Here is a 23,317-nt window from a genome sequence, read left to right as displayed (position 1 = left end):
CTCCGGTTCTTGACGAAGTGCGGGCTCAACGTGCTCCGCTTGATCTGCTTCTTCCGGTTCTTGACGAAGTGCGGGCTCAGCGTGCTCCGCTTGATCTGCTTCTTCCGGTTCTTGACGAAGTACAGGTTCAGTGTACTCCGCTTGATCTGCTTTTTCCGGTTCTTGACGGAATGCGGGCTCAACGTGCTCCGCTTGATCTGCTTTTTCCGGTTCTTGACGGAATGCGGACTCAGCGTGCTCCGGTTGGTCTGCTTCTTCCGGTTCTTGACGAAGTGCGGGCTCAACGTGCTCCGCTTGATCTGCTTCTTCCGGTTCTTGACGAAGTGCGGGCTCAACGTGCTCCGCTTGATCTGCTATTTCATTTTGAGCCTCTTGACGCAACGCATATTCAAGAATAGGAGCCACTGGTGTTTCTGCTTTTTCATCAGCAATCACAGTCTCTTTATGTTGCTCAGCTTGCAAAGCCGGCGATTCTTCCGCTCCAGAATTTCCACGAAGCTGAGCCTCCGCTGGAGAGACCGCTTCTTCACGAACATCTGCTATTGCAGCTGCTGGCTCTGGCGTTTCTTTTTTGGCATTAACACTCTCTTGAACCTCTTTTCCTGATGCATCAGATTCTGGCTCAGCTTCTTCTGTTTCCAATTCCGCACGAGTCGCTGCTTCCGGCACCGCAAGCTCTAGATCGTCTTCCCCTTTCACCTCTTCTCGCGCCTCTGGTTCTAAAGCAACTGATTCCGGCGGTGCAGATTCTGCTTTTTCTGTTTCCAGCTCTTCACGGAGCCCCGCTTTCGAGACAATAAGTTCTGGCGGCTCGGCTGGCGGTTCATCCTTTACAACTGCTTCTTCTGCCGGAGGTGCACTCGTTTCTAATACACTTTGGATCGGCGGTTCAGAAAGCTCTTCCTCCCTGAATGCCGCAGGAGCTTCATAAAGAGGAATCTCCGGCTCTTTATCTGCCGTATCATCCAATAGCCCTTCAATCGCTAAATCAGCCTGAATTGTTAAAATGCGCGAATCTGTTAATTGATAGTCAAATGCGTCAATAAAGACGAAGACATCCTGTAAATGGCTCACTTTATTTTTAGGAATAGTAATATCCACAGGAAAACAGTGAGTCAGTTCCGCGCTTCCATCCTCTCTCTTTCTGACTTCTTCAACAAACCGCTTATCGGTATAAAACTCTTCGGTATGTTTGTTTTGATCTATGTTGTACTCACCTGTAAGTTCGAGCGATCCTCTGATTGATACATAATCATTGACTTCCTGAACCCTAATGTCAGGATCTAATGAAATAGAAAGCAGTTCAGAAACTTCCTGTCCTTTTTGGAAATAGATCGATTCTTCTACAGAAAATTGCAATCGATGATTTTGCGGCAAGTTCATATCCTCCTTTCATCTAATCCTTAAAATTAGATGTCACTAAAGGTGTATGTATGAACTGGGGGAAATATGAGTGGGCGAGCACAGAAAAAAACCGGTACAAGGATGTCCTTGATACCGGTTTTCACTCTTATCCGCGGCTGATCTCAGCGAATACTTTCTCAGCTGCCTCGATTGTTTTTTCAATATCTTCATCAGTATGGGCCGTTGAGAGGAAAAGACCTTCAAATTGTGAAGGTGGAAGAAATACACCTGCATTTGCCATCCCTTTATAATAGTTAGCAAACAGCTTCAAATCAGATGATTTGGCTGTTTCATAATTGATAACAGGTTCGTTTGTAAAGAAGAAACCAATCATTGAACCTGCGCGGTTAAAGGTATGCGGAATGCCATGAGCCTCGGCGGCTTTAGAAATGCCTTCTTCCAACCTGTCGCCTTTTTTGATGAAATTCTTGTAGGATTCAGGTGTCAGCTGCTTCAATGTTTCTAAGCCAGCCGTCATCGCAAGCGGGTTGCCTGACAATGTGCCGGCCTGATAAATCGGACCGCTCGGAGCGATCTGCTCCATGATTTCAGCCTTGCCGCCATAAGCGCCGACAGGAAGCCCGCCCCCGATCACTTTTCCTAAACAAGTCAGATCAGGCGTTACCCCAAAATAACCTTGAGCACAGTTATAATCAACCCGGAAGCCTGTCATGACTTCATCAAAAATCAGCAGGGAACCGTATTCCTCAGTGATATCACGCAGACCCTGCAGGAAACCTTCTTGCGGCGGAACAACTCCCATATTTCCGGCAACCGGCTCAACGATAACACCTGCAATGTCTTCACCGAATTGCTGGAAAGCAAGCTTTACACTTTCTAAATCATTGTACGGGACAGTAACGGTGTTTTTCGCAATGCCTTCAGGCACACCAGGGCTGTCAGGCAGACCGAGAGTGGCCACTCCTGAACCCGCTTTAATCAAAAGGGAATCGCCGTGTCCGTGGTAGCAGCCCTCAAATTTCACAATCTTGTTGCGGCCCGTATAGCCTCTTGCCAAACGGAGAGCGCTCATTGTGGCCTCCGTTCCGGAGCTGACCATTCGAACAATTTCTACAGATGGCACACGATCAATGACGAGCTTTGCCAGTTCATTTTCAACTTCAGTCGGAGCACCGAAGCTTGTCCCGTATTCAGCCACTTTTTTGAGGCTCTCTACGACGCGGTCATTTGTATGGCCTAAAATTAAAGGCCCCCATGACAAGACGTAATCAATATATTCATTTCCGTCAATATCGGAGATTTTTGAGCCTTTTCCGCGCTCCATAAAAATCGGGTCCATGTCTACCGATTTAAATGCGCGAACAGGACTGTTCACACCGCCCGGCATGAGTTTTTGCGCTTCTTTAAAAGCCGCTTTAGATTTTTCATAGCTTCTCATCTGCCTCAACTCCTGTCAACTGAATAAAATTACTCCGCAAGCCATTTCGCTGCGTCTTTCGCATGATACGTAATAATCAGATCGGCGCCTGCACGCTTCATGCTTGTTAAAATTTCTAACACAATTTCTTTTTCTTTGATCCAGCCGTTCTGCGCTGCAGCCTTCACCATTGAATACTCTCCGCTTACATTATAAGCGACGAGCGGCAAAGTAAATTCATTTTTCACATCACGCATGATATCCATATATGAAAGCGAAGGTTTGACAATCAAAAAGTCCGCGCCTTCCTCGACATCTGATTGTGCTTCGCGGAGAGCTTCCATACGGTTGGCAGGGTCCATCTGATATGTTTTGCGGTCCCCAAATTGCGGTGTGCTGTTTGCTGCGTCACGGAACGGACCGTAAAACTCACTTGAATATTTCACGGTGTAAGACATAATCGGAATATTGACAAACCCTTCTTTATCAAGCGCTTCTCTGATAACCGTAACAAATCCGTCCATCATGTTTGACGGCGCAATGATATCCGCACCTGCTTTCGCTTGACTGACAGCTGTCTGCGCCAAAAGTTCCAGCGATTCATCATTGAGGATGACCCCGTCTTTGACAAGTCCGCAATGGCCGTGATCTGTATATTCGCATAAGCACGTATCAGCGACAACAACCATCTCAGGGAAGTGTTTTTTAATTTCTGTGATGGCTTCTTGGACGATGCCGTGATCATGGTACGCTTGTGTACCGCAATCATCTTTTTCTTCCGGGATGCCGAACACGATAACAGATTGGATGCCCAGTTTGACCAGTTCTGCCACTTCATCCTTCAATACATCCAATGATACATGGTAAACATCAGGCATTGACGGAACCGCTTTTTCACCTTCCAGCCCTTCAACGACGAAAATCGGATAAATAAAATCGGATGGATGCAAACGTGTTTCCTTTACCATCTCCCTCATTGCTTTTGAAGACCGCAGGCGGCGGTGTCTGTTAAATGATTGACTCATATTCTCTCTTCCTCTCTTGACATGCTGCACATTAACTCAAGCATGCCATCTATTGTAAATGTATCAGGCGTATGCGATGTGATGCCGTACGTCATCAGGGCGTCCCTTGTTAAAGGTCCGATGCTGATACAGGCCGTCCTGTTCATCTGCCACTTTTTCAATTCTTCTTTTAAGACATGCATAAACGTATGTACGGTAGATGAACTCGTAAAAGTCACATAATCAAATGAGTATTGACTCGCAGCCTCTTTCAGTGCCTTGATGCCTTCTTCATCCGGAATCGTTTCGTAGACAACCCATTCCTTCACTTCAAAACCAAGCGGGATAAGCTCTTTTTTCACCACATCACGTGACAAATTACCTTTAATCACAGTAATCCGTTCCTCGGGTTCAGCGTGCAGCTTAAGGGTCTCTGCCAATTGTTCAGCGATATAATCCTTAGGCATCACATCAACCGATACGTTATGCGTTTCCAACCTGCAGGCCGTTTTTTCACCGACTGCCGCAATTTTTTTATGCGCAGGAAGAATAAGCTGATTTTCCTTTAGGTAAGAAAAAAAGAAGTCCGCTCCGTTCACGCTTGTAAAAACAAGCCAGCCAGACGCGGCAAGATCCTCTTGTACCTGTTTCGCAACATCGTTTGGCAAAGCGCGGCGAAACGTAATTAAAGAGGTCAAAACCGCTTTTCCGCCAAGTGCCTCCACTTTTTGCTGAAACGATTTTGCCTGCGCCTTATTCCGAGTGACTAGCACTGTTTTTCCCTTCAGCGGAAAATCATTTTTCATCCTCATCAAGCTCCCGTTTTACACGATCAATTAATTCTTTGGCTCCTTTGGCAGCCATAAGAGCGGCACAGCGCTTTCCGACTTCTTCCGGATCGTTTCCTGTAACGGTTTCTTTATAAATGATTTTGCCGTCCGGAGAAGCGACAAGACCTGTCAATTCAATTTCATCCTGCTCGTTTAAGACGGAGTAGCCTGCGATCGGAACCTGGCAGCCGCCCTCCAACGCGTTTAAATAAGCACGTTCCGCCAACACAGTCCGTTTTGTATATTCATCTGTAAACTGTGAAAACAATGCCAATAGTTCTTCATCCGATTCTCGGCACTCAATCGCCAGTGCCCCCTGGCCCACTGCAGGCAAACAGCGTCCAGGCTCGAGGAATTCGGTTACAACGTCTTGCTTCCAGCCCATTCTGGAAAGTCCGGCAGCGGCTAATATAATCGCATCATAATCCTCAGTTTCCAGCTTATGAAGTCTCGTATCTATATTACCTCTAATCCATTTAATTGTAATGTCAGGACGCTCAATCAAAAGCTGCGCGCTTCTTCTTAAACTGCTTGTGCCGATGACAGCGCCTTCCTTCATTTCTGAAAGCTTTACGCGATTCTTTGAAATAAGGGCATCACGAGGGTCTTCTCGTTCAGGAATACAGCCGATCACAAGGCCTTCAGGCAAAACAGCAGGCATGTCCTTCATGCTGTGTACCGCCATATCAATCTCTTCGTTTAAAAGCGCTTGTTCAATCTCTTTGACAAACAGCCCTTTTCCACCCACTTTTGATAGTGTAACATCGACGATTCGGTCGCCCTTTGTCACAATTTCTTTAATTTCAAAAGCAAATGAAGGATTGATTTCCTTCAGTTTTTGAATGACCCATTTTGTTTGAGTCATAGCGAGTTTGCTCCGTCTGGAACCTACTTTAATCGTTCTCATATTTTTCTTTCCTCCCGAATCTGCTTGGGACATCATTTAACTGAACCAATGGAATTGCGACAGGCTTCCAAGCAGGAAATAATTGATCATCAGCACAAGAAAACAAGCCGTATTCCACAGTGCAGCGACCTTTCCTTGCAGCTCTTTAATCAGCCTGATATAAAGATAATAGCTGTACAGCAGCAGGACGACAAACGAACCAAGCACTTTGGCGTCGAACCAATACAGCGTTTCTAGTGAGACATACGCCCAAATGACGCCGAGAATCAAACTCAGCAACAGCATCGGGACCCCGATGACATTCAGAACATACGCCATATAATCAAGCTTAGACAAATCTTCTATTCTCAACAGCCACTTCCCCCATTTTTTCTTTTTCAGCAGACGATATTGAAACAGATATAACACTGAAAAAACGAAAGAAAGGGAAAAAGCGCCGTATGAAAGAATCGCCATTGTAATATGAATCACCAACAGCTCGGATACAAGCTGCCCGGAAAAAGCGGCTGACTGCTGCTCTGTCGGTGAAAATGTATGAATGGCGATCATAGAAAATCCTATTACATTTGTGAAAAACACAATAAAGTCAACTCGTAAAAGCTTTGTCAGTACAAGTGACAGCGTGACAAGAACCCAGGCATAAAAATAAAGCGCCTCCGTCACATTTAATACCGGAAACCGCCCCGTCACCCACATAAAGTAGGCCAAATACACAGTTTGCAGAGTCCAGACAATAGAAAGCAACCAGAAGGCCATTTTTCCAGCCTTCCGGTTGTGTTGAAGAAAATCTATAAAATAAAAGAGTACACTTAATGCGTAAATGACGATTGTCCCCTCATTAAGTCTTGCCATTGCAGTATCAATCATTCAGCTTTCACTCACTTACAAGTGGGGCAAAGCCCGCTTTTGATTCAGCCTTTTTAAAAGAATGGACCTTTTGGCTGCTTTCAACAGTATTCATCATTTGACGGCCCGCAGCTTCCTCAATGTCAAAAATTTGCATAAACAAGGCCAGCTTTTCTTCAGAATCAGCATCTGCCGCAAGCTCTTTCACCTTTAATATCGGATCTCGAAGCATTTGGTTAATGATACTTTTGGTATGTTTGTTCAACAGTTTTTTCTCTCTCGTACTCAAGTGAGGCAGCTTCCGCTCGATGCTGTCCATCGTTTCTGACTGGATGGCAAGCGCCTTTTCGCGCAATGCGGAAATAACCGGAACGACACCAAGTGTATTCAGCCATTGTTTAAACTCCACAATGGTTTCTTCAATTAACAGTTCAACTTTTTCAGCGGTTTCTCTGCGCTCTTTCATGTTCGCCTCTACAATGCCTTCCAGATCGTCGATATCATAAAGGAAAACACCTTCTAGATCATTCAGCGCCGGATCAAGATCTCTAGGAACGGCAATGTCCACCATAAACAGCGGACGCCCCTTGCGAAACTTATTCGCATTTTCCATCATCTCTTTGGACACGACAAAATCACTTGCACCGGTTGAACTGATTAAAATATCGGCCTCTGCCAGCGCGCTTTCAAGCTGACTTAAGCTTCTCGCCTCACCAGAGAAACGGTCTGCAAGCTCCTTTGCTTTCAAGTACGTTCGGTTAATGACAGTGACCTTGCCAATTCCCTGTCCGTGCAAGTTTTCCGCAGCAAGCTCGCCCATTTTTCCTGCACCAAGAATCAATATGTGCCTGCTTGAAAGGTTTCCGAAGATTTTTTTCGCAAGCTCAACGGCCGCATAGCTAACAGACACTGCATTAGAGCCAATGTCTGTTTCGGCGTGAGTCCGTTTACCCACTGTAACCGCCTGCTTAAACAACTCATTAAAAACCGTGCCGATCGTTTTTTCTTGCTGAGCTGTTTTAAAGCTGTCGCGCACCTGGCCGAGAATTTGCGTTTCACCGATAACCATAGAATCCAATCCGCAGACTACACGGAACAAATGCTCAACAGCCGCATCGCTTTCGTAAAATCTTAAAAACGGTGAAAGGTCTTCTTTGCTTAATTGAAACCAGTCAGCTAAAAACTTCTTTATATAATAACGGCCGGTATGGAGCTGGTCGACGACCGCATAAATTTCAGTGCGGTTGCAGGTTGAGACAATGATGTTTTCAAGAATGCTTTTCTCCGCTTTCAGCTGCACCATCGCTTCTGCCAGCTCTTCCTGCTGAAAGCTTACTTTTTCACGTATCTCAATAGGGGCGGATTTATAATCTACTCCCACAACAAGTATATGCATAGCTTAATTACACCCCCAACACCCAATCTTTATTTATAATCATTCTAACATAGTTTCTTTCGCAAAATGTGAACAGATTTTAAAATTCTTATGCTATATTAGAAAAAGCTTCACGTCCCAATAAGCATTCCTATTGACAATACCAAAAACAGCAGAAATTTACTACACATCAGCTCTAAAAATAAGAAGGTGATATGCATGAAACAAAAATCAATTTTATTCCCTTGTCTGCTGCTTGCCGCTTCTGTATATGCATGGCTTGAAAGCGGCCAAGCCCAACTGTTTTCAGGGCAGGATCAATGGCCTGTTCTCCTCATGCTGTTAGGCGCAGCCTTTATATATCAAGGAAAAAAAGAAGCCGTCACACCCCATTTTTTTATAGGTTTGCTTCTTTTGGGGATCGGTTTGCACTTTTTCGCCAAGCCGAAATGGGTATGGTGGCCGGATGATTTTGAAATGCTTCTATTTATGATCGGCTTCTCGCTCTTCGTTTCAGCCGTTCAGAAAAAAGAATATGTATATGAAGCTGTATCAATGATTTGTTTTTCCCTGTTTTTGTACTTTTTCAAACACATTATGGCGTGGCTTGAGTCTGCGCATATTCCGACAGCACTACTGAAAGAGTATTGGCCGTTTGTCTTTATTGGAATCAGTTTATTGTTATTATTGATAAAACGAAAAAAATCTATGCGATAAAACAAAAAAACCGGCAGAGAAAACTCTCTACCGGTTTATCATTTTTTTGATCGCTCCCCAAGCCTCGTCTTTCCCCTTTTTCGTTTCTGAGGAGTAGAGAATCAGCTCATCTTCAGGATCAATATTTAATGTCTGGCGGACAACTTTTGCGTGTTTGTCCCATTTTCCTTTCGGGATCTTATCCGCCTTTGTAGCGATAATAATGACAGGGATGCCGTAATACTTTAAGAATTCATACATCTGCACATCATCATTAGACGGCGCATGCCGCAAATCAACGATCTGCACCACTGCTTTCAATTCCTCGCGTGACGTAATATAAGTTTCAATCATTCTGCCCCAAGCTTCACGCTCAGACTTTGACACTTTGGCAAAACCGTAACCCGGTACATCCACAAAATGCAATACATCATTGATAATATAAAAATTCAGCGTTTGTGTTTTTCCCGGTTTTGATGATGTTCTCGCAAGATTTTTGCGATTGATTAATGAATTGATAAAAGACGATTTTCCCACGTTCGATCTTCCGGCCAGTGCAATTTCCGGAAGTCCCCCCCCAGGGTACTGTTCCGGCTTAACCGCACTGATCACGATTTCTGACTTTGTGACTTTCATTTCTTCTCTCCTACTAAGGCATGTTCCAAAACTTCGTCTAAGTGGGACGCCAATATAAATGTCAGGCCCTCTCTGACGCTTTCCGGAATATCCTCTATATCTTTTTCATTCTCTTTAGGCGCAATAATGGTCGTTAATCCCGCTCTATGCGCGCCAAGCGCTTTTTCCTTTAATCCGCCGATCGGAAGCACGCGTCCGCGAAGCGTGATTTCCCCAGTCATGCCGACTTCACGTGAAACTGCCCGTCCAGTTAAAGCAGAAACAAGAGCTGTCGCCATCGTAATACCGGCTGACGGACCATCTTTAGGCACCGCACCCTCAGGTACATGTATATGAATATCATACTTCTCATGAAAGTCAGGTTCAATGCCAAGTTCTTCTGTTTTTGAACGCACATAGCTGAATGCAGCCTGAGCTGACTCTCTCATGACATCTCCAAGCTTTCCTGTCAGGATCAATTTCCCTTTACCCGGAGAAAGCGATACTTCAATCGACAGAGTATCTCCGCCGACGGTTGTATAAGCAAGCCCTGTAACTACACCTATTTGATCTTCTGTTTCAGCTTGTCCATATCTGAAAATGCGCTTTCCGATAAAGTCCTGAAGGTTCTTCTCAGTAACCGTAATCCGTTTTCGCTCTTCAGCAACAATGGTTCTTGCGGCCTTACGGCAAATCGCGGCAAGCTGGCGTTCAAGGCTTCTCACACCCGCTTCTCTCGTATAGTAGCGGATGATATCGAGAATCGCCTGATCACGCAGTTGCAGGTTGCTTTTCTTAAGCCCGTGTTCCTTGATCTGCTTCGGAAGCAGGTGGTCTTTCACGATTTCGAGTTTTTCTACTTCTGTGTAACCTGCAATATTAATAATTTCCATTCTGTCTCTGAGCGGACCCGGAATCGTCGCCAAATTGTTTGCCGTTGCGATAAACAGCACTTTCGATAAATCAAAGGTTTCTTCAATATAGTGATCACTGAAGGTGCTGTTTTGCTCTGGATCTAGCACTTCAAGCATAGCAGATGACGGGTCGCCTCTGAAATCAGATGACATTTTGTCAATTTCGTCTAATAAGAAGACCGGATTCAGCTTACCGGCTTTTTTCATTCCTTGAATAATGCGCCCAGGCATTGCTCCGACATAAGTTCGTCTGTGTCCGCGGATCTCTGATTCGTCACGCACTCCGCCGAGTGAAACTCTGACAAATTTCCGCTCCAAGCTTTTTGCAATTGATTTCGCTAAAGACGTTTTCCCGACACCTGGAGGTCCCGCCAAGCAGAGAATCGGGCCTTTTAGGGATTTTGTCAGCTTCTGGACAGCCAAATATTCTAAGATACGCTCTTTCACTTTTTCTAGTCCGTGATGCTCTTCGTCCAAGAGGCGTCCTGCCTCTTTCAAATCAAGCTTATCATCTGTTTCATCCGTCCACGGGAGAGCGATCAGCCAGTCGATATAATTGCGGATCACAGAGCTTTCCGCGGAACTTGACGGAATTTTTTCGTATCTGTTCAATTCCTTTAGCGCGGTTTCCTTCACATGGTCAGGCATGCCTGCTTCTTCGATTTTTTCCGTCAGCGTTTGTACTTCGCCTGTTTTGCCTTCTTTATCGCCAAGCTCTTTTTGGATTGCTTTCATTTGCTCACGCAAGTAGTATTCCTTTTGCGTACGCTCCATCGAACGTTTAACGCGCTGGCCGATTTTTTTCTCGATCTCCAGCACTTCTTTTTCATTATTAATAAAATCAATAACTTTGTTCAGTCTGTCTTTGACGTCAGACGTTTCTAAAATATCCTGCTTATCCTTTAGTTTAAGGGGCAGGTGAGAAGCAACGATGTCTGCCATTCTCCCTGGCTCTTCGATATCTGTAACCGCGGCGTATGTTTCGGCAGAGATTTTTTTAGAAATTTTTATGTACTGATCAAAGTGGTCTAACAAAGTCCGCATCAATGCTTCGTCTTCTGTATCTTTTGATTCATCTTCATGAATCAGCTGAATGTCGACCGACGTGTAATCCTCATACTCATTGTATTTGACGATTTGAGCGCGTTTGAGGCCCTCAACCAACACACGAATCGTACCGTTCGGAAGCTTCAGCATTTGCTTAATTTTTGTATAGGTGCCGACAGTGAAAATCTCGTCTTCACCCGGTTCGTCTATCGAAATATCCTGCTGAGTGGCTAAAAATATCATATGATCATGCATCATTGCCTGTTCAAGGGCTTGAACCGACTTGTCACGTCCTACATCTAAGTGTAAAACCATCGTCGGGTACACTAATAAACCTCTTAAAGGGAGGAGCGGGATGCTGCGTTTTATTTCTTCTGCCATATGACTGACACCTCCGTGACTTTAGTATGAACCATTATAATACAACTTTTTCATCCTTGTACAATAAACGGCATGGTTCTATTTTCTATAATACAGTCTCCTCGTAGTATACCCTTTCTTTCCGATATGAAAAAGGAAAAGATGTCCTTCATAGAAAAAACCCTATTTTACAAATAGGGTCAGACGGATTCTTTATTGATTTGCATATTAAACGGTTTTTGTTCTGTTGGCGGATTCACTAAAATTTCATCAAGCACTTCCTGGAACGTCTTCACTGCAATAATTGTGATTCCGTCAATCTGCTTTAGGATCGTCTGCTGATTTTCATACGGGATGATCACTTTTTTCGCACCGGATTGCTTAGCTGCTTTTATTTTCGGAATCACGCCCCCAATGGGTTTTACAAGACCATTCAGGCTGATTTCGCCCGTCATGGCAACAGTATTGTCAATTGGGATTTTGTGAATCGCCGAGAAAATTCCTGCTGCCATGGCGATGCCTGCCGACGGCCCGTCAATCGGAATCCCTCCTGGGAAATTAACGTGTATATCATAATCAGACGGCTTCATTCCCATTGTCCGGAGGACGGTTAACACGTTTTCAACCGACCCCTTTGCCATGCTTTTTCGCCGGATTGATTTTGATTGGCTGCCGATACTCTCTTCTTCAGCTATTCCTGTGATATTAATGGATCCTTTGTCCTGAGCCGGGCTTACACTCACTTCGATTTCCAGCAGCGATCCGCTATTAGGTCCGTATACTGCAAGCCCATTTACGATGCCGACTTGCGGTTCAGCGCCGATTTTCTGCTCGTGCTTCGGAATAAGCTGGCTGGAATGAATGACCCATTCAATATCCTCAATCGTAATGTCTTTCCGATTCTCCGTTACAGCCATTCCCGCCGCGATTTGAATCATGTTAACGGCTTCCCGCCCGTTCCGCGTAAAGCTGGTCAGCAGATCCAGACCTTCAGCAGAAATGTTTTTTTCAATTTTATCTGCTGCTGTTTTGGCAACTGTTTTCAGTTCATCCTTTTCAAGCTCACGGAAAAACACCTCTAAACAGCGGGATCGGATAGCTGGCGGAATTTCGTTCGGCATTCTTGTCGTTGCGCCAATCAGGCGAAAATCAGCCGGCAGCCCATTTTGAAAAATATCGTGAATATGATTCGGGATTTGTGTGTTTTCCTCGCTGTAATACGCGCTGTCTAAAAAGACTTTTCTGTCCTCAAGCACCTTCAGCATTTTATTCATTTGAATAGGATGCAGTTCACCTATTTCATCAATAAACAGCACACCGCCATGAGCATGGGTAACAGCACCCTGCTTCGGCTGCGGAATCCCCGCCTGTCCCATCGCTCCTGCCCCTTGGTATATGGGATCATGGACAGAGCCGATGAGCGGATCGGCAATTCCTCTTTCATCAAAACGAGCTGTTGTCGCATCGAGTTCCACAAAAACAGCCTGCTCTTTAAACGGCGATTGTTTATGTTTCTTCGCTTCTTCTAACACAAGCCGTGCAGCAGCTGTTTTTCCGACGCCCGGAGGCCCATAGACAATGACATGCTGAGGATTGGGCCCGCACAAAGCGGCCTTTAATGCTTTAATGCCGTCTTCCTGCCCAACGATATCTTGAAAGCTTTTGGGGCGTACCTTTTCAGATAATGGCTCCGACAAGCTGATGGCACGCATTTTCCGAAGCTGCTCCATTTCCTTCTTCGATTCCTTATCTATCGTGACCTTTTGTGTCCTTTGATTTTTAAGTAAATTCCAAAAATACAAACCGATGATGATCCCAAAAAACAGCTGAATAAATAACGCGATCCCTGTCCAACTCATGATGGTCCCTCCTGAAAAACAATTTATGTATCCAATTCATTCCTCTGAATGCTAGTATCTCCCACAGAAGACGGGAATAAACGTTTTTCCGGAAGAGTTTGCACGACAAAAAACCTCCTGAATGTCACCACTCAGGAGGTTTGTGCTTATCTTTATGCAGATGTTTTATCTTGGCTTACCTCAGTGCCGTCTTTTAATAAGAGGCGGGGAAGCTCTCCGTGTGTCACAGTTGCCCCGGTAATCACACATTTTTCAATGTCATCACGAGAAGGCAGATCAAACATCACATCAAGCATGATGCCTTCAATGATAGAACGGAGTCCGCGCGCTCCAGTCTTACGTTCAATTGCTTTTTTAGCAATTTCAGAAAGCGCTCCTTCTTCAAACTCAAGCTCAACATTGTCAAGCTCAAGCATTTTCTTGAATTGCTTAACAAGAGCGTTTTTCGGTTTTGTTAAAATCGCAACCAATGCTTCTTCGTCAAGCTTTTCAAGGCTCGCAATAACCGGAAGACGTCCGATAAATTCAGGAATTAACCCGAAGCGGAGCAAGTCTTCAGGAAGCACTTTTGAAAGAAGATCTTCTTTCTCAAGATCAGCAGCTTTATTGTCCCCGCCGAATCCAATCACTTTTTGACCTAAACGGCGTTTGATGATTTGCTCGATACCATCGAAAGCACCGCCGCAAATGAACAAAATGTTTGTTGTGTCAATTTGAATGAATTCTTGATGAGGGTGCTTACGTCCTCCTTGAGGCGGCACGCTTGCCACTGTACCCTCAAGAATTTTAAGCAATGCCTGCTGTACACCTTCACCTGACACGTCACGTGTAATAGACGGGTTTTCTGATTTTCTTGCCACTTTATCGATTTCATCAATATAAATAATGCCTTTTTCGGCTTTTTCTACATCATAATCAGCAGCTTGGATGAGCTTCAAGAGAATATTCTCTACATCTTCACCCACATATCCAGCTTCAGTCAAAGACGTAGCGTCCGCAATCGCAAACGGCACATTTAATATGCGGGCCAATGTTTGCGCCAGAAGGGTTTTACCGCTTCCTGTAGGACCGATTAATGAAATATTACTTTTTGAAAGCTCAACATCATCAACTTTACTGTTGGAGTTAATGCGCTTATAGTGGTTATACACAGCAACAGCGAGTGATTTCTTCGCTTGATCCTGTCCGATGACATATTCATTTAGAATTTCGCGAATTTCCTGAGGCTTCGGTACGTCTTTAAATTCTACTTCTTCTTCAGTTCCGAGTTCTTCCTCCACAATTTCAGTGCAGAGTTCGATACATTCGTCACATATATATACACCAGGTCCGGCTACAAGCTTACGAACCTGATCTTGTGTTTTTCCACAAAACGAGCATTTTAATTGTCCTTTTTCCTCGTTAAATTTAAACATTCTTTCACCCCTTAATCTTGTCTCACTTTTTCTTTTACCGGCAGAGCAAAAGAAAATGGTTCTTGAAACGAACGAGTATGTATTGCATTTTACCATACTTTCCAAAAAGACGGTAACAATGTGTTTCTGACTTGCACATTCTATATGTATGACAAAAAACTGCCCTTCATTAACTATCTTGCCCCAAGAAAAAGAGATATATCATAATTGTACAAAACAAGGCACGAATGATTCGCGCCCTGTTTTATTATTACTATTATTATGCACCATATTAACGGTTTTCTACAAGAAAATCAATCGCTTTGCGAACTTTTAAATCTTCTTTCATCGCGTCAGTAGAACCGATGGCTTGTTTAATATTTTCAACAGGCATGTTGTATGCTTCAGCCATTTTAGAAAGCTCAGCATCAACTTCCTCATCTGATACTTCAAGGTTTTCCGCTTTCGCAATCCCCTCAAGAGTCAGGTTAGATTTAACGCGTTTTTCAGCATCTTCTTTCATTTGCTCTTTTAACGCAGCTTCATCTTGGCCAGAGAATTGAGTGTAAAGCTCAAGGTTCATGCCTTGCATTTGCAGACGCTGTTCGAATTCCTTCAGCATGCGGTCAAGCTCAGTGTCGACCATTGCTTGCGGTACATCGATTTCAGCATTTTCAGAAGCTTTCAGAACAAGCTCTTCACGCAATTTAGCGTCAGCTTCGTTTTCTTTCGCTTCTTCTAAACGTTTCTTTGTTTTTTCAGTTAATTCAGCAAGTGTTTCCACTTCTTCATCAATATCTTTTGCGAATTCATCGTCAAGCTCAGGAAGCTCTTTCGCTTTGATTTCGTGAATTTTCACTTTGAACACAGCTGGTTTGCCAGCAAGCTCTTCAGCGTGATACTCTTCAGGGAATGTCACTTCAACATCCTTCTCAGCGCCTGCTTCAAGGCCGACTACCTGTTCTTCGAAGCCAGGGATGAATGAACCAGAACCTACTTCAAGAGAGTAGTTTTCTGCTTTTCCGCCTTCGAACGCTTCGCCGTCAACGAAACCTTCGAAATCAAGAACAACTGTGTTTCCTTCTTCAACAGCGCCTTCTTCTTTTACAACAAGCTCCGCTTGACGCTCTTGAAGGGCTTTTAGTTCGTTTTGAACATCTTCGTCAGTTACAGTTGCATCGTCTTTTTCAACGCCTAGGCCTTTGTATTCGCCAAGCTTCACTTCAGGTTTCACTGTTACTTTCGCTGTGAAGATTAAGCTTTCGCCTTTTTCGATTTTTTCAACATCGATTTCAGGACGGTCTACAGGCTCGATTCCAGCTTCTTCAACCGCTTTCGGGTATTCTACAGGAAGAAGAATATCCAAAGCATCTTGGTAAAGAGCTTCTACGCCAAAGCGCTGTTCGAATAATCCGCGAGGAATTTTTCCTTTACGGAATCCAGGAATTGAAACTTGTTTTACTACTTTTTTAAATGCATCATCAAGTGCTGTTTTAAACGTTTCAGCATCAACTTCAACCGTTAAAACGCCTTCGTTGCCTTCTTGTTTTTCCCATTTTACAGACATGTGTTTCCCTCCAAAAATCTATTCAGGTTGTGTCGGTCTTCCATTCTAAAGCAATCATTCGGCTTCGTCCAACAAAACAAAGCTGCCAAAGATCAGAATCATTATGTATAGATGTTAATAATGAACTGCAAAGCCTGTCCAACCGTATTTCTTATAACCCGTTATACACAAATACAACCATTATATTATAACATAACACATACCGCTTTCAACTATATGGCGCGATTTACAAATAAGAAATTTCTTCAATATCTTTTATCATCGTGCACGCTTCATCGAGTTCTCTGTCGGTAAACTCATACGTCATATGAAGTTCTTCTCTTTCAATTTCAATCCCATGCATCTCGTAACCGACTTTATGCAGGGCAGCCGCCCAAAGGTCAGCCGAAAGCAATTTCGGCTGGAACGGATATAAAACATATAAATGTCTTCTCCACAGTTCTTCAACTGCCGCATATAAGGTTGGATTTTCATTTCCAAGTGTCTCATCCAGCACCCGAAGAACACGGTGTAAAATCGGTGCGGCATCAGGCGGGACAATCTCAGACGGTTCAATTGTCAGCGACTCGCCAAATTTAGTAATGTGCACGGGTTTGCTATACTCATGCTCAGCCAACAGCATGACGATCATCGTTTTGATATTCGGGTGAGCTGAGGGGTCTTGAAGGATTGTTTTGAGCAGACCTGTATACTTCGCTACATTCCGGTCTTTTAAAGAATGAATTAAATTCATTTGCTCCTCAGGGCTTGCCAGCACTTTCTCCGTGTCAATTGTATCCTCATATTCCTCGGCCCAAGCCTCGTCTTCACGTTCCGGATCGGTCATTTTACGGCTGAAATCAAGCAGCTTATAAAATTGTTCGGCACTTTCCGCAGGCAGCTGGTTTTCTTCCAAAACAGCTTCAATCGTGCTTTTGACTTCTTCGTATTTTTTGAGCTGAATTAAGATGGTCATGTACACCTGTAAAACCGTAAAATAATGGCCGTAACCTTCTTTTAGCATCTTCTCGCATACGCTTTCTGCCTCTTCCAATTCGCCCATCTCTAAAAAGCAGATGGCCATCCCTAAGTGAAGATCAGATTCAGTATCATCATATTTCATCGCTTCTGAAAACAGATCAAGCGCTTCTTGATACTTTTTTTCCTTCAGTGATGACATCCCTTTTTCCACAAGACGGTCTTTCAGATGAGGAAAAGGAATAATTTTTGCGTTTTTCTTGTCATGCGTCATACCTATATTCCTTTCAGGCATTTATTTTGTTCAAGTGTATCAACACCTGCGAACAAAAACAAGGAATGAAAGGTTTCGCCAGGCTAAAAAAGCCGCCGGACAAATGCCGGCAGCTTTTTCAGGCTTGAAGCCAAGAGCTTCTTTGTGATTCAAACTGCTTGATTTCATCTTCCAGCAAAAGCGTTAATGAAATTTCATCATAGCCGTTGATGAGCATCTCTTTCCAATGCGGATCAACTTCGAATGAAATTTGATTGCCTTCACTATCACGAATAAGCTGATTTTCAAGGTCAACAGTCATTTGCAATGACTGGTTTTCATACTGACCGACAAGCGTTCTCCAATTGTCATATGGCATACGAATCGGCAGCATACCGTTTTTAAAGCAGTTCTGGTGGAAAATATCAGCAAATGACGGCGCGATAATGATTTTAAACCCATAATCATCAAGCGCCCATGGAGCGTGTTCACGTGATGAACCGCACCCGAAGTTTTCTCCTGCTATTAAAATGGAAGCCCCTTGATAAGCAGGCTGGTTTAATTCAAATTCAGGGTTCGGTTCACCTTTCGCATCATATCTCCAATCAAAGAATGCAAATCGGCCGTAGCCTGTTCTTTCAATCCTCTTCAAAAATTGCTTAGGAATAATCTGGTCTGTGTCCACATTGATTCGATTTAATACGGCCGCTTTCCCCGTATGTGTTTTCAAAGGTTCCATCTCGCGCACTCCTTACACAACTGTTTTTTCCTGATAAAACTTTCTGACATCAACGAAGTGTCCGTGAATGGCAGCCATCGCAGCCATTGCCGGGCTGACGAGATGTGTTCTTGCACCTTTTCCTTGTCTGCCCTCGAAGTTGCGGTTAGAGGTTGACGCACAGCGCTCTCCCTCAGGAACAACGTCATTATTCATGCTTAAACACATACTGCAGCCTGACTCTCTCCATTCAAATCCAGCTTCCAAGAAAATCTGGTCAAGCCCTTCTTTTTCAGCCTGAAGCTTTACGCTTTGAGATCCGGGAACGACGATGGCTCTTACGCTGTCAGCTACCCTCTTCCCTTTGATCATATCAGCAGCCTGGCGAAGGTCAGTCATGCGGGAATTTGTGCAGGAACCGATAAATACGTGATCCACTTTGATGTCTTCAATTTTCTGATGGGGGGTCAGCCCCATATATTCATAAGCGCGAATCGCTTCTTTTTTGTCATCTTCTGCGGAAAAGCTTTCCGGCGCAGGAACTTCAGAATCGACAGGAAGAACCATTCCCGGGTTGATGCCCCATGTCACCATAGGAGAAATTTCGTTGCCGTCAAGGACGATAGATTTATCGTAAACAGCGCCAGAATCTGTGCGCAGCGCCTTCCATTCCTCTACGGCCTTGTCAAATTCTTCGCCTTTTGGCGTGTATTTGCAGCTTTGGCAATATTCAAATGTCACTTCGTCAGGTGCAATCAACCCTGCTCTTGCCCCTGCTTCAATTGACATGTTACACACGGTCATTCGTTCATCCATCGTCATATTTCTGAATACTTCCCCAGTGTATTCAATGACGTAGCCAGTGCCGAATTTCACCCCGTATTTACCAATGACAGCAAGAATGACATCCTTTGCCGTTACCCCTTTTTGTAGCGTTCCGTCTACGCGCACTTCAAGTGTTTTCGGACGCTGCTGCCAAAGTGTCTGTGTGGAAAGGACATGCTCAACTTCACTTGTCCCGATCCCGAATGCAAGGGCGCCGAATGCGCCATGGGTTGATGTATGGCTGTCGCCGCATACAATCGTTTTCCCCGGAAGCGTTAAGCCCAGTTCAGGACCGACGACATGGACAATCCCTTGATCCACACTGTGAAGATCGGCAAGGCGCACGCCAAATTCTTCACAGTTTCGTTCAAGCGCCGTCACTTGGCGTTTCGCAACTTCATCCTTTATCTCAAAACGATTGACGGTCGGGATGTTGTGGTCCATTGTCGCAAATGTGTTTTGGGGTCTTCTGACCTTTCTTCCTTTTTGTCTCAACCCTTCAAATGCCTGAGGAGACGTCACCTCATGAATAAGATGCAAATCAATATAGAGAAGATCCGGTTTCCCTTCACCATGTTTGACAATATGCTGATCCCAAATCTTTTCGATGATTGTTCGAGGCATCATCTTTTATTTCCTCCCTCTACCTATGAACTAAGACCGCTTAACGTAAGCTGTCACACATTAGAAATTGTATTTTCACTCATAATTAATGTCTTAACTTCCTTTGTAATGGCCTGAGTGCTGCTGAACTCTTCGCCTCGTGCCAAGTCTCTTGTTCTTTTTCCGGAAGCCAAGACTTTATTAACCGCATCTTCTACAGCTTTCGCTTCCTCTTCAAGCCCGAAAGATGTCCTCAAAAGCATTGCCGCTGACAATATGGCCGCGAACGGATTTGCCATCCCTTTACCGGCTATGTCAGGCGCGGATCCATGAACAGGCTCAAAAAGATGAAGACCTGAACTTGACAGGCTGGCTGACGGGAGCATTCCGAGTGAGCCTGTAAGCATGGATGCTTCATCGCTTAAAATATCGCCGAACATGTTTTCAGTCACCACGACATCAAATTGATTCGGTGCATAAATCAGCTGCATGGCCGCGTTGTCCACAAGCATATGCTCCAGCTTCACATCAGGAAAGTCTTTTGCAACGTCCTCTGCCACTTCACGCCACAGCCTGCTTGATTCAAGAACGTTCGCTTTATCAACAGAGGTCACTTTGCCTTTTCTGGCCGCCGCCATTTTAAAGCCCTCTCTGATCACGCGCTCAATTTCCGTCCGCTTATAAAACAGTGTGTCTACAGCTTCCTGCTCACCTTCAGTGTTTACATAACGTTTGCTCGGCTGGCCGAAATACAAGCCGCCTGTCAGCTCACGGACGATAACGAAATCAACGTTATCAATATATTCTTTTTTCAAAGGTGAAGCGTCAGAAAGGCTTTCAAACACCTTCACAGGCCGCAAATTCGCAAATAAATCTAGCTGTTTTCTGATGCTGAGCAGCCCTTTTTCCGGTCTCAGCTCCGAAGGATTTTGATCCCATTTCGGTCCGCCTACAGCGCCAAGCAATATAGCGTCCGCATTTTTACAAGCCGAAACGGTTTCCTCCGGGAGGGGGTTGTTATGTTCATCAATCGCCGCCCCTCCGATCAGGCCATATTCAAATTCAAAATCATGTTTAAAGCGTTCGGCAACACTTTTCAGTACGTCTGTCGCTGATTCTAATACCTCAGGGCCGATCCCGTCTCCGGGCAATAGAGCAATTCGTTTCTTCAAGTTAACCGTTCTCCTTTCTTTTATGACCCGACAGCTGTATGGTTTTTAAGTCCGCTCATATTCGACTGGAAAACCAATTGACGGTTGACTGCGTTCAAATAGGCTTTCGCTGAAGCTTCTAATACGTCTTGCGCTATGCCCCGCCCTGCTGATTCTTTTCCGTTCAATAAAACTCTTACATACACCTGGGCAAATGCGTCTTCGCCTTTTCGATTGGACTGAATGCGGTAGTCCAAGAGCTCCACGTCTTTATCGATGCAGCGCTCAAGCGTGTTGTAGATCGCTTCCACGCTTCCTGCTCCAGTTGCCGCTTCCTGAATAAGCTCTGCGTTTTCTTGATTTTTCAAAGAAAGTGTAGCCGTAGGAACCTGGCTTGTTCCGTAATGCACTTGTAAGGAAAGAAATTCATACCCAATCTTGCGGTCTGTTACTTTTTCTTCTAAAATAAGAGAAACAAGATCCTCATCAGTGATTTCTTTTTTCTTCTCAGTCAACTCTTTGAACATCGTAAAGAATTTATTAATCTCTTCACTATCAAATTGGAATCCTAAAGCAGTCAGCCGGTCTTTAAATGCGTGGCGTCCGGAATGTTTACCCAGGACAAGCGCATCAGCTGTTACACCGACAAGCTCCGGTGAAATAATTTCATAAGTCGATTTTTCTTTTAAGAAGCCGTCCTGATGGATGCCTGATTCATGAGCAAATGCATTATCGCCCACAACCGCTTTATTGCGCGGAACAGCCATACCTGTCAGCTTGCTTACTAAATCGCTTGTTCGCTTAATCTCGTTCAATGTAATGCCTGTTTCAACTTGATAGAAATCTTTTCTGATATGGAGGGCAACGGCAATCTCCTCTAATGCCGCGTTTCCGGCTCTTTCACCGATCCCGTTCACAGCGCATTCGATTTGATCAGCGCCATTTTCAATCGCAGCAAGAGAGTTTGCGACTGCCATTCCCAAATCATCATGACAGTGGGCTGAAAGCTTTGCTTGATGAATGTTCGAAACGTTTTCCTTCATATATTTAAAGATATTTCCGTATTCCGCTGGAGCCAGGTAGCCGACCGTATCTGGAAGATTGATAACACTGGCGCCTGCGTCAATGACTTTCTCGACGATTTCCGCTAAAAACGGCAGTTCAGTCCGGCATGCATCTTCAGCTGACCATTGCACAACCGGAAAACGCTCTTTTGCGTATTTCACCATTTCAACCGCTCTTTCGATGACTTGCTCACGAGTCATTTTCAGCTTGTGTTTCAAGTGAATGTCCGATGTGGCGATAAATACGTGAACTCTCGGGTAAGCACCGTCCTTTAACGCTTCCCAAGCAGCATCAATATCACCTTTTACACAACGGGCAAGACCAGTCACTGAACAATTTTTAATGGTTCTTGCAATTTCCTGAACAGCTAAAAAGTCACCTCGGGACGAAGCGGGAAACCCCGCTTCAATGATATCTGCCCCGAGTCTTTCGAGCTGCTTTGCTATGGCAAGTTTCTCCTGTGTATTTAAGTTCACGCCAGGGGACTGTTCACCATCACGAAGCGTCGTGTCGAAAAAATTAATTTTGCGCAACGGAGACCACCGCTTCCTTCTTCTTGCCTTGTTTCACAAACGGCATCATTTCACGAAGTTTTCTTCCCACCACTTCGATTTGATGTTCGTTTTCGCTCGCATTGATCGCGTTGAAACGAGGACGGTTTACTTGGTTTTCGACGATCCACTCTTTTGCGAATGTCCCGTTTTGGATATCTTTTAATACTTCTTTCATAGATTCTTTTACTTTAGCGTCCACAACGCGCGGCCCTGATACGAAATCTCCCCACTGTGCTGTGTCAGAGATTGAATATCTCATGCCTTCAAGTCCTTCTTCGTACATAAGGTCTACGATTAATTTCAACTCGTGCAGACACTCGAAGTACGCAAGTTCAGGCTGGTAACCTGCTTCAGTTAATGTTTCAAAACCTGCTTTTACAAGCGCGCTTAATCCTCCGCAAAGAACTGCTTGCTCACCGAACAAATCTGTTTCTGTTTCTTCTTTAAATGTTGTTTCCAAAACGCCCGCTCTAGCGCCGCCGATTCCTTTTGCATACGCAAGGGCTTTGTCTCTTGCTTCTCCAGTCACATCTTGGTAAATCGCGAACAATGCCGGCACGCCAGCTCCTTGCTCATATGTTCTTCTTACCAAGTGTCCCGGACCTTTAGGCGCTACCAAGAATACATCTACATCCGCAGGAGGAACAATTTGATGGAAATGAACGTTAAATCCGTGAGCGAACACCAATGATTTTCCAGCTGTCAATTCATCTTTGATTTCAGCTTCGTATACTTTTTGCTGCTGTTCATCCGGAAGCAGAACCATGATGATTTCAGCTTGGGCTGCCGCTTCTTTTACTGAAAATACTTTATGTCCGTCTTCTTGGGCTTGCGTGAAAGATTTCCCTTGTCTAACACCGACGATCACGTCAACTCCGCTTTCTTTAAGGTTCAGGGCATGTGCGTGACCTTGCGAACCGTACCCGATAACCGCTACTGTTTTCCCACTCAATACGTTTTCTTTGATATCACCGTTATAATATACTTTTACCATT

Annotated in this window: 18 protein-coding genes and 1 pseudogene; 1 reads left to right on the top strand and 18 read right to left on the bottom strand. The window is 44.5% G+C overall.

Annotated features, from left to right (window positions below):
* The 7 genes and pseudogenes from ACY3LV_RS10945 to hemA all read right to left on the bottom strand — a co-directional run.
* Positions 1 to 1,377: pseudogene (locus tag ACY3LV_RS10945) on the bottom strand (LysM peptidoglycan-binding domain-containing protein); the annotation flags it as partial.
* Positions 1,378 to 1,510: 133 nt separating this feature from the next.
* Positions 1,511 to 2,803 carry a glutamate-1-semialdehyde 2,1-aminomutase gene (gene hemL / locus ACY3LV_RS10940; protein ID WP_148962248.1) on the bottom strand — a complete coding sequence of 431 codons (1,293 nt, stop codon included), beginning with the start codon at positions 2,801 to 2,803 and terminating at the stop codon, positions 1,511 to 1,513.
* A gap of 29 nt (positions 2,804 to 2,832) precedes the next feature.
* Positions 2,833 to 3,807, bottom strand: a complete 975-nt coding sequence (gene hemB / locus ACY3LV_RS10935) for a porphobilinogen synthase (RefSeq protein ID WP_464863778.1) — start codon at positions 3,805 to 3,807, stop codon at positions 2,833 to 2,835.
* Entirely contained in the window at positions 3,804 to 4,592 is a 789-nt protein-coding gene (hemD, locus tag ACY3LV_RS10930) for a uroporphyrinogen-III synthase (protein WP_464863777.1), read from the bottom strand. Before hemD ends, hemB begins: the two co-directional genes overlap by 4 nt.
* Positions 4,582 to 5,523, bottom strand: coding sequence for a hydroxymethylbilane synthase (hemC, locus tag ACY3LV_RS10925; protein ID WP_148962251.1), 942 nt, complete (start codon positions 5,521 to 5,523; stop codon positions 4,582 to 4,584). The genes hemD and hemC overlap by 11 nt, the downstream gene beginning before the upstream one ends.
* Before the next feature lie 36 nt (positions 5,524 to 5,559).
* Positions 5,560 to 6,390 (bottom strand): cytochrome c biogenesis protein, encoded by an 831-nt coding sequence (locus ACY3LV_RS10920; RefSeq protein ID WP_087992330.1) that lies wholly within the window; start codon positions 6,388 to 6,390, stop codon positions 5,560 to 5,562.
* Positions 6,391 to 6,397: 7 nt separating this feature from the next.
* On the bottom strand, positions 6,398 to 7,765 hold the full coding sequence (hemA, locus tag ACY3LV_RS10915; protein ID WP_464863776.1) for a glutamyl-tRNA reductase: 1,368 nt from the start codon (positions 7,763 to 7,765) through the stop codon (positions 6,398 to 6,400).
* Positions 7,766 to 7,963: 198 nt separating this feature from the next.
* Between hemA and ACY3LV_RS10910 the strand changes: the two genes are divergently transcribed.
* A complete protein-coding gene (locus tag ACY3LV_RS10910) occupies positions 7,964 to 8,461 on the top strand; it encodes a hypothetical protein (protein WP_464863775.1) in 498 nt (165 codons plus the stop codon).
* 27 nt (positions 8,462 to 8,488) lie between these two features.
* On the opposite strand, the gene yihA is transcribed toward ACY3LV_RS10910, so the two are convergent.
* From yihA to ilvC, 11 genes are all read right to left on the bottom strand, one after another.
* Positions 8,489 to 9,076, bottom strand: a complete 588-nt coding sequence (gene yihA / locus ACY3LV_RS10905) for a ribosome biogenesis GTP-binding protein YihA/YsxC (RefSeq protein WP_087992333.1) — start codon at positions 9,074 to 9,076, stop codon at positions 8,489 to 8,491.
* Positions 9,073 to 11,397 (bottom strand): endopeptidase La, encoded by a 2,325-nt coding sequence (gene lon / locus ACY3LV_RS10900; protein ID WP_394715807.1) that lies wholly within the window; start codon positions 11,395 to 11,397, stop codon positions 9,073 to 9,075. The genes yihA and lon overlap by 4 nt, the downstream gene beginning before the upstream one ends.
* Positions 11,398 to 11,576: 179 nt before the next feature.
* Complete coding sequence (gene lonB, locus ACY3LV_RS10895) at positions 11,577 to 13,235, bottom strand: ATP-dependent protease LonB (RefSeq protein WP_087992335.1); 1,659 nt, start codon at positions 13,233 to 13,235, stop codon at positions 11,577 to 11,579.
* Positions 13,236 to 13,387: 152 nt separating this feature from the next.
* Positions 13,388 to 14,650 (bottom strand): ATP-dependent protease ATP-binding subunit ClpX, encoded by a 1,263-nt coding sequence (gene clpX / locus ACY3LV_RS10890; protein ID WP_087992336.1) that lies wholly within the window; start codon positions 14,648 to 14,650, stop codon positions 13,388 to 13,390.
* A gap of 271 nt (positions 14,651 to 14,921) precedes the next feature.
* Entirely contained in the window at positions 14,922 to 16,196 is a 1,275-nt protein-coding gene (gene tig, locus ACY3LV_RS10885; protein WP_087992337.1) for a trigger factor, read from the bottom strand.
* A 226-nt stretch (positions 16,197 to 16,422) separates the two neighbouring features.
* Entirely contained in the window at positions 16,423 to 17,427 is a 1,005-nt protein-coding gene (ddcA, locus tag ACY3LV_RS10880) for a DNA damage checkpoint antagonist DdcA (RefSeq protein WP_464863774.1), read from the bottom strand.
* 118 nt (positions 17,428 to 17,545) lie between these two features.
* Entirely contained in the window at positions 17,546 to 18,145 is a 600-nt protein-coding gene (gene leuD / locus ACY3LV_RS10875; protein WP_087992339.1) for a 3-isopropylmalate dehydratase small subunit, read from the bottom strand.
* Positions 18,146 to 18,157: 12 nt separating this feature from the next.
* The gene (leuC, locus tag ACY3LV_RS10870; RefSeq protein ID WP_464863773.1) at positions 18,158 to 19,576 is read right to left on the bottom strand and encodes a 3-isopropylmalate dehydratase large subunit; all 1,419 of its coding nucleotides are present in this window, start codon (positions 19,574 to 19,576) and stop codon (positions 18,158 to 18,160) included.
* 50 nt (positions 19,577 to 19,626) lie between these two features.
* On the bottom strand, positions 19,627 to 20,724 hold the full coding sequence (gene leuB, locus ACY3LV_RS10865) for a 3-isopropylmalate dehydrogenase (RefSeq protein WP_087992341.1): 1,098 nt from the start codon (positions 20,722 to 20,724) through the stop codon (positions 19,627 to 19,629).
* 20 nt (positions 20,725 to 20,744) lie between these two features.
* Entirely contained in the window at positions 20,745 to 22,301 is a 1,557-nt protein-coding gene (locus tag ACY3LV_RS10860; protein ID WP_333517253.1) for a 2-isopropylmalate synthase, read from the bottom strand.
* Positions 22,288 to 23,316 carry a ketol-acid reductoisomerase gene (ilvC, locus tag ACY3LV_RS10855; protein ID WP_148962257.1) on the bottom strand — a complete coding sequence of 343 codons (1,029 nt, stop codon included), beginning with the start codon at positions 23,314 to 23,316 and terminating at the stop codon, positions 22,288 to 22,290. Before ilvC ends, ACY3LV_RS10860 begins: the two co-directional genes overlap by 14 nt.
* Position 23,317: the final 1 nt, after the last annotated feature.

The organism is Bacillus sp. 11C, from assembly GCF_055486375.1.
The sequence above is the reverse complement of the archived record's forward strand: the minus strand, read 5'-3'. Positions and strand labels throughout refer to the sequence as shown.

What these genes read in the sequence shown, in the direction of transcription:
- hemL (WP_148962248.1), bottom strand. Translation starts at nt 2,803, where the DNA reads ATGAGAAGCTATGAAAAATCTAAAGCGGCTTTTAAAGAAGCGCAAAAA.
- hemB (WP_464863778.1), bottom strand. Translation starts at nt 3,807, where the DNA reads ATGAGTCAATCATTTAACAGACACCGCCGCCTGCGGTCTTCAAAAGCA.
- hemD (WP_464863777.1), bottom strand. Translation starts at nt 4,592, where the DNA reads ATGAAAAATGATTTTCCGCTGAAGGGAAAAACAGTGCTAGTCACTCGG.
- hemC (WP_148962251.1), bottom strand. Translation starts at nt 5,523, where the DNA reads ATGAGAACGATTAAAGTAGGTTCCAGACGGAGCAAACTCGCTATGACT.
- ACY3LV_RS10920 (WP_087992330.1), bottom strand. Translation starts at nt 6,390, where the DNA reads ATGATTGATACTGCAATGGCAAGACTTAATGAGGGGACAATCGTCATT.
- hemA (WP_464863776.1), bottom strand. Translation starts at nt 7,765, where the DNA reads ATGCATATACTTGTTGTGGGAGTAGATTATAAATCCGCCCCTATTGAG.
- ACY3LV_RS10910 (WP_464863775.1), top strand. Translation starts at nt 7,964, where the DNA reads ATGAAACAAAAATCAATTTTATTCCCTTGTCTGCTGCTTGCCGCTTCT.
- yihA (WP_087992333.1), bottom strand. Translation starts at nt 9,076, where the DNA reads ATGAAAGTCACAAAGTCAGAAATCGTGATCAGTGCGGTTAAGCCGGAA.
- lon (WP_394715807.1), bottom strand. Translation starts at nt 11,397, where the DNA reads ATGGCAGAAGAAATAAAACGCAGCATCCCGCTCCTCCCTTTAAGAGGT.
- lonB (WP_087992335.1), bottom strand. Translation starts at nt 13,235, where the DNA reads ATGAGTTGGACAGGGATCGCGTTATTTATTCAGCTGTTTTTTGGGATC.
- clpX (WP_087992336.1), bottom strand. Translation starts at nt 14,650, where the DNA reads ATGTTTAAATTTAACGAGGAAAAAGGACAATTAAAATGCTCGTTTTGT.
- tig (WP_087992337.1), bottom strand. Translation starts at nt 16,196, where the DNA reads ATGTCTGTAAAATGGGAAAAACAAGAAGGCAACGAAGGCGTTTTAACG.
- ddcA (WP_464863774.1), bottom strand. Translation starts at nt 17,427, where the DNA reads ATGACGCATGACAAGAAAAACGCAAAAATTATTCCTTTTCCTCATCTG.
- leuD (WP_087992339.1), bottom strand. Translation starts at nt 18,145, where the DNA reads ATGGAACCTTTGAAAACACATACGGGGAAAGCGGCCGTATTAAATCGA.
- leuC (WP_464863773.1), bottom strand. Translation starts at nt 19,576, where the DNA reads ATGATGCCTCGAACAATCATCGAAAAGATTTGGGATCAGCATATTGTC.
- ilvC (WP_148962257.1), bottom strand. Translation starts at nt 23,316, where the DNA reads ATGGTAAAAGTATATTATAACGGTGATATCAAAGAAAACGTATTGAGT.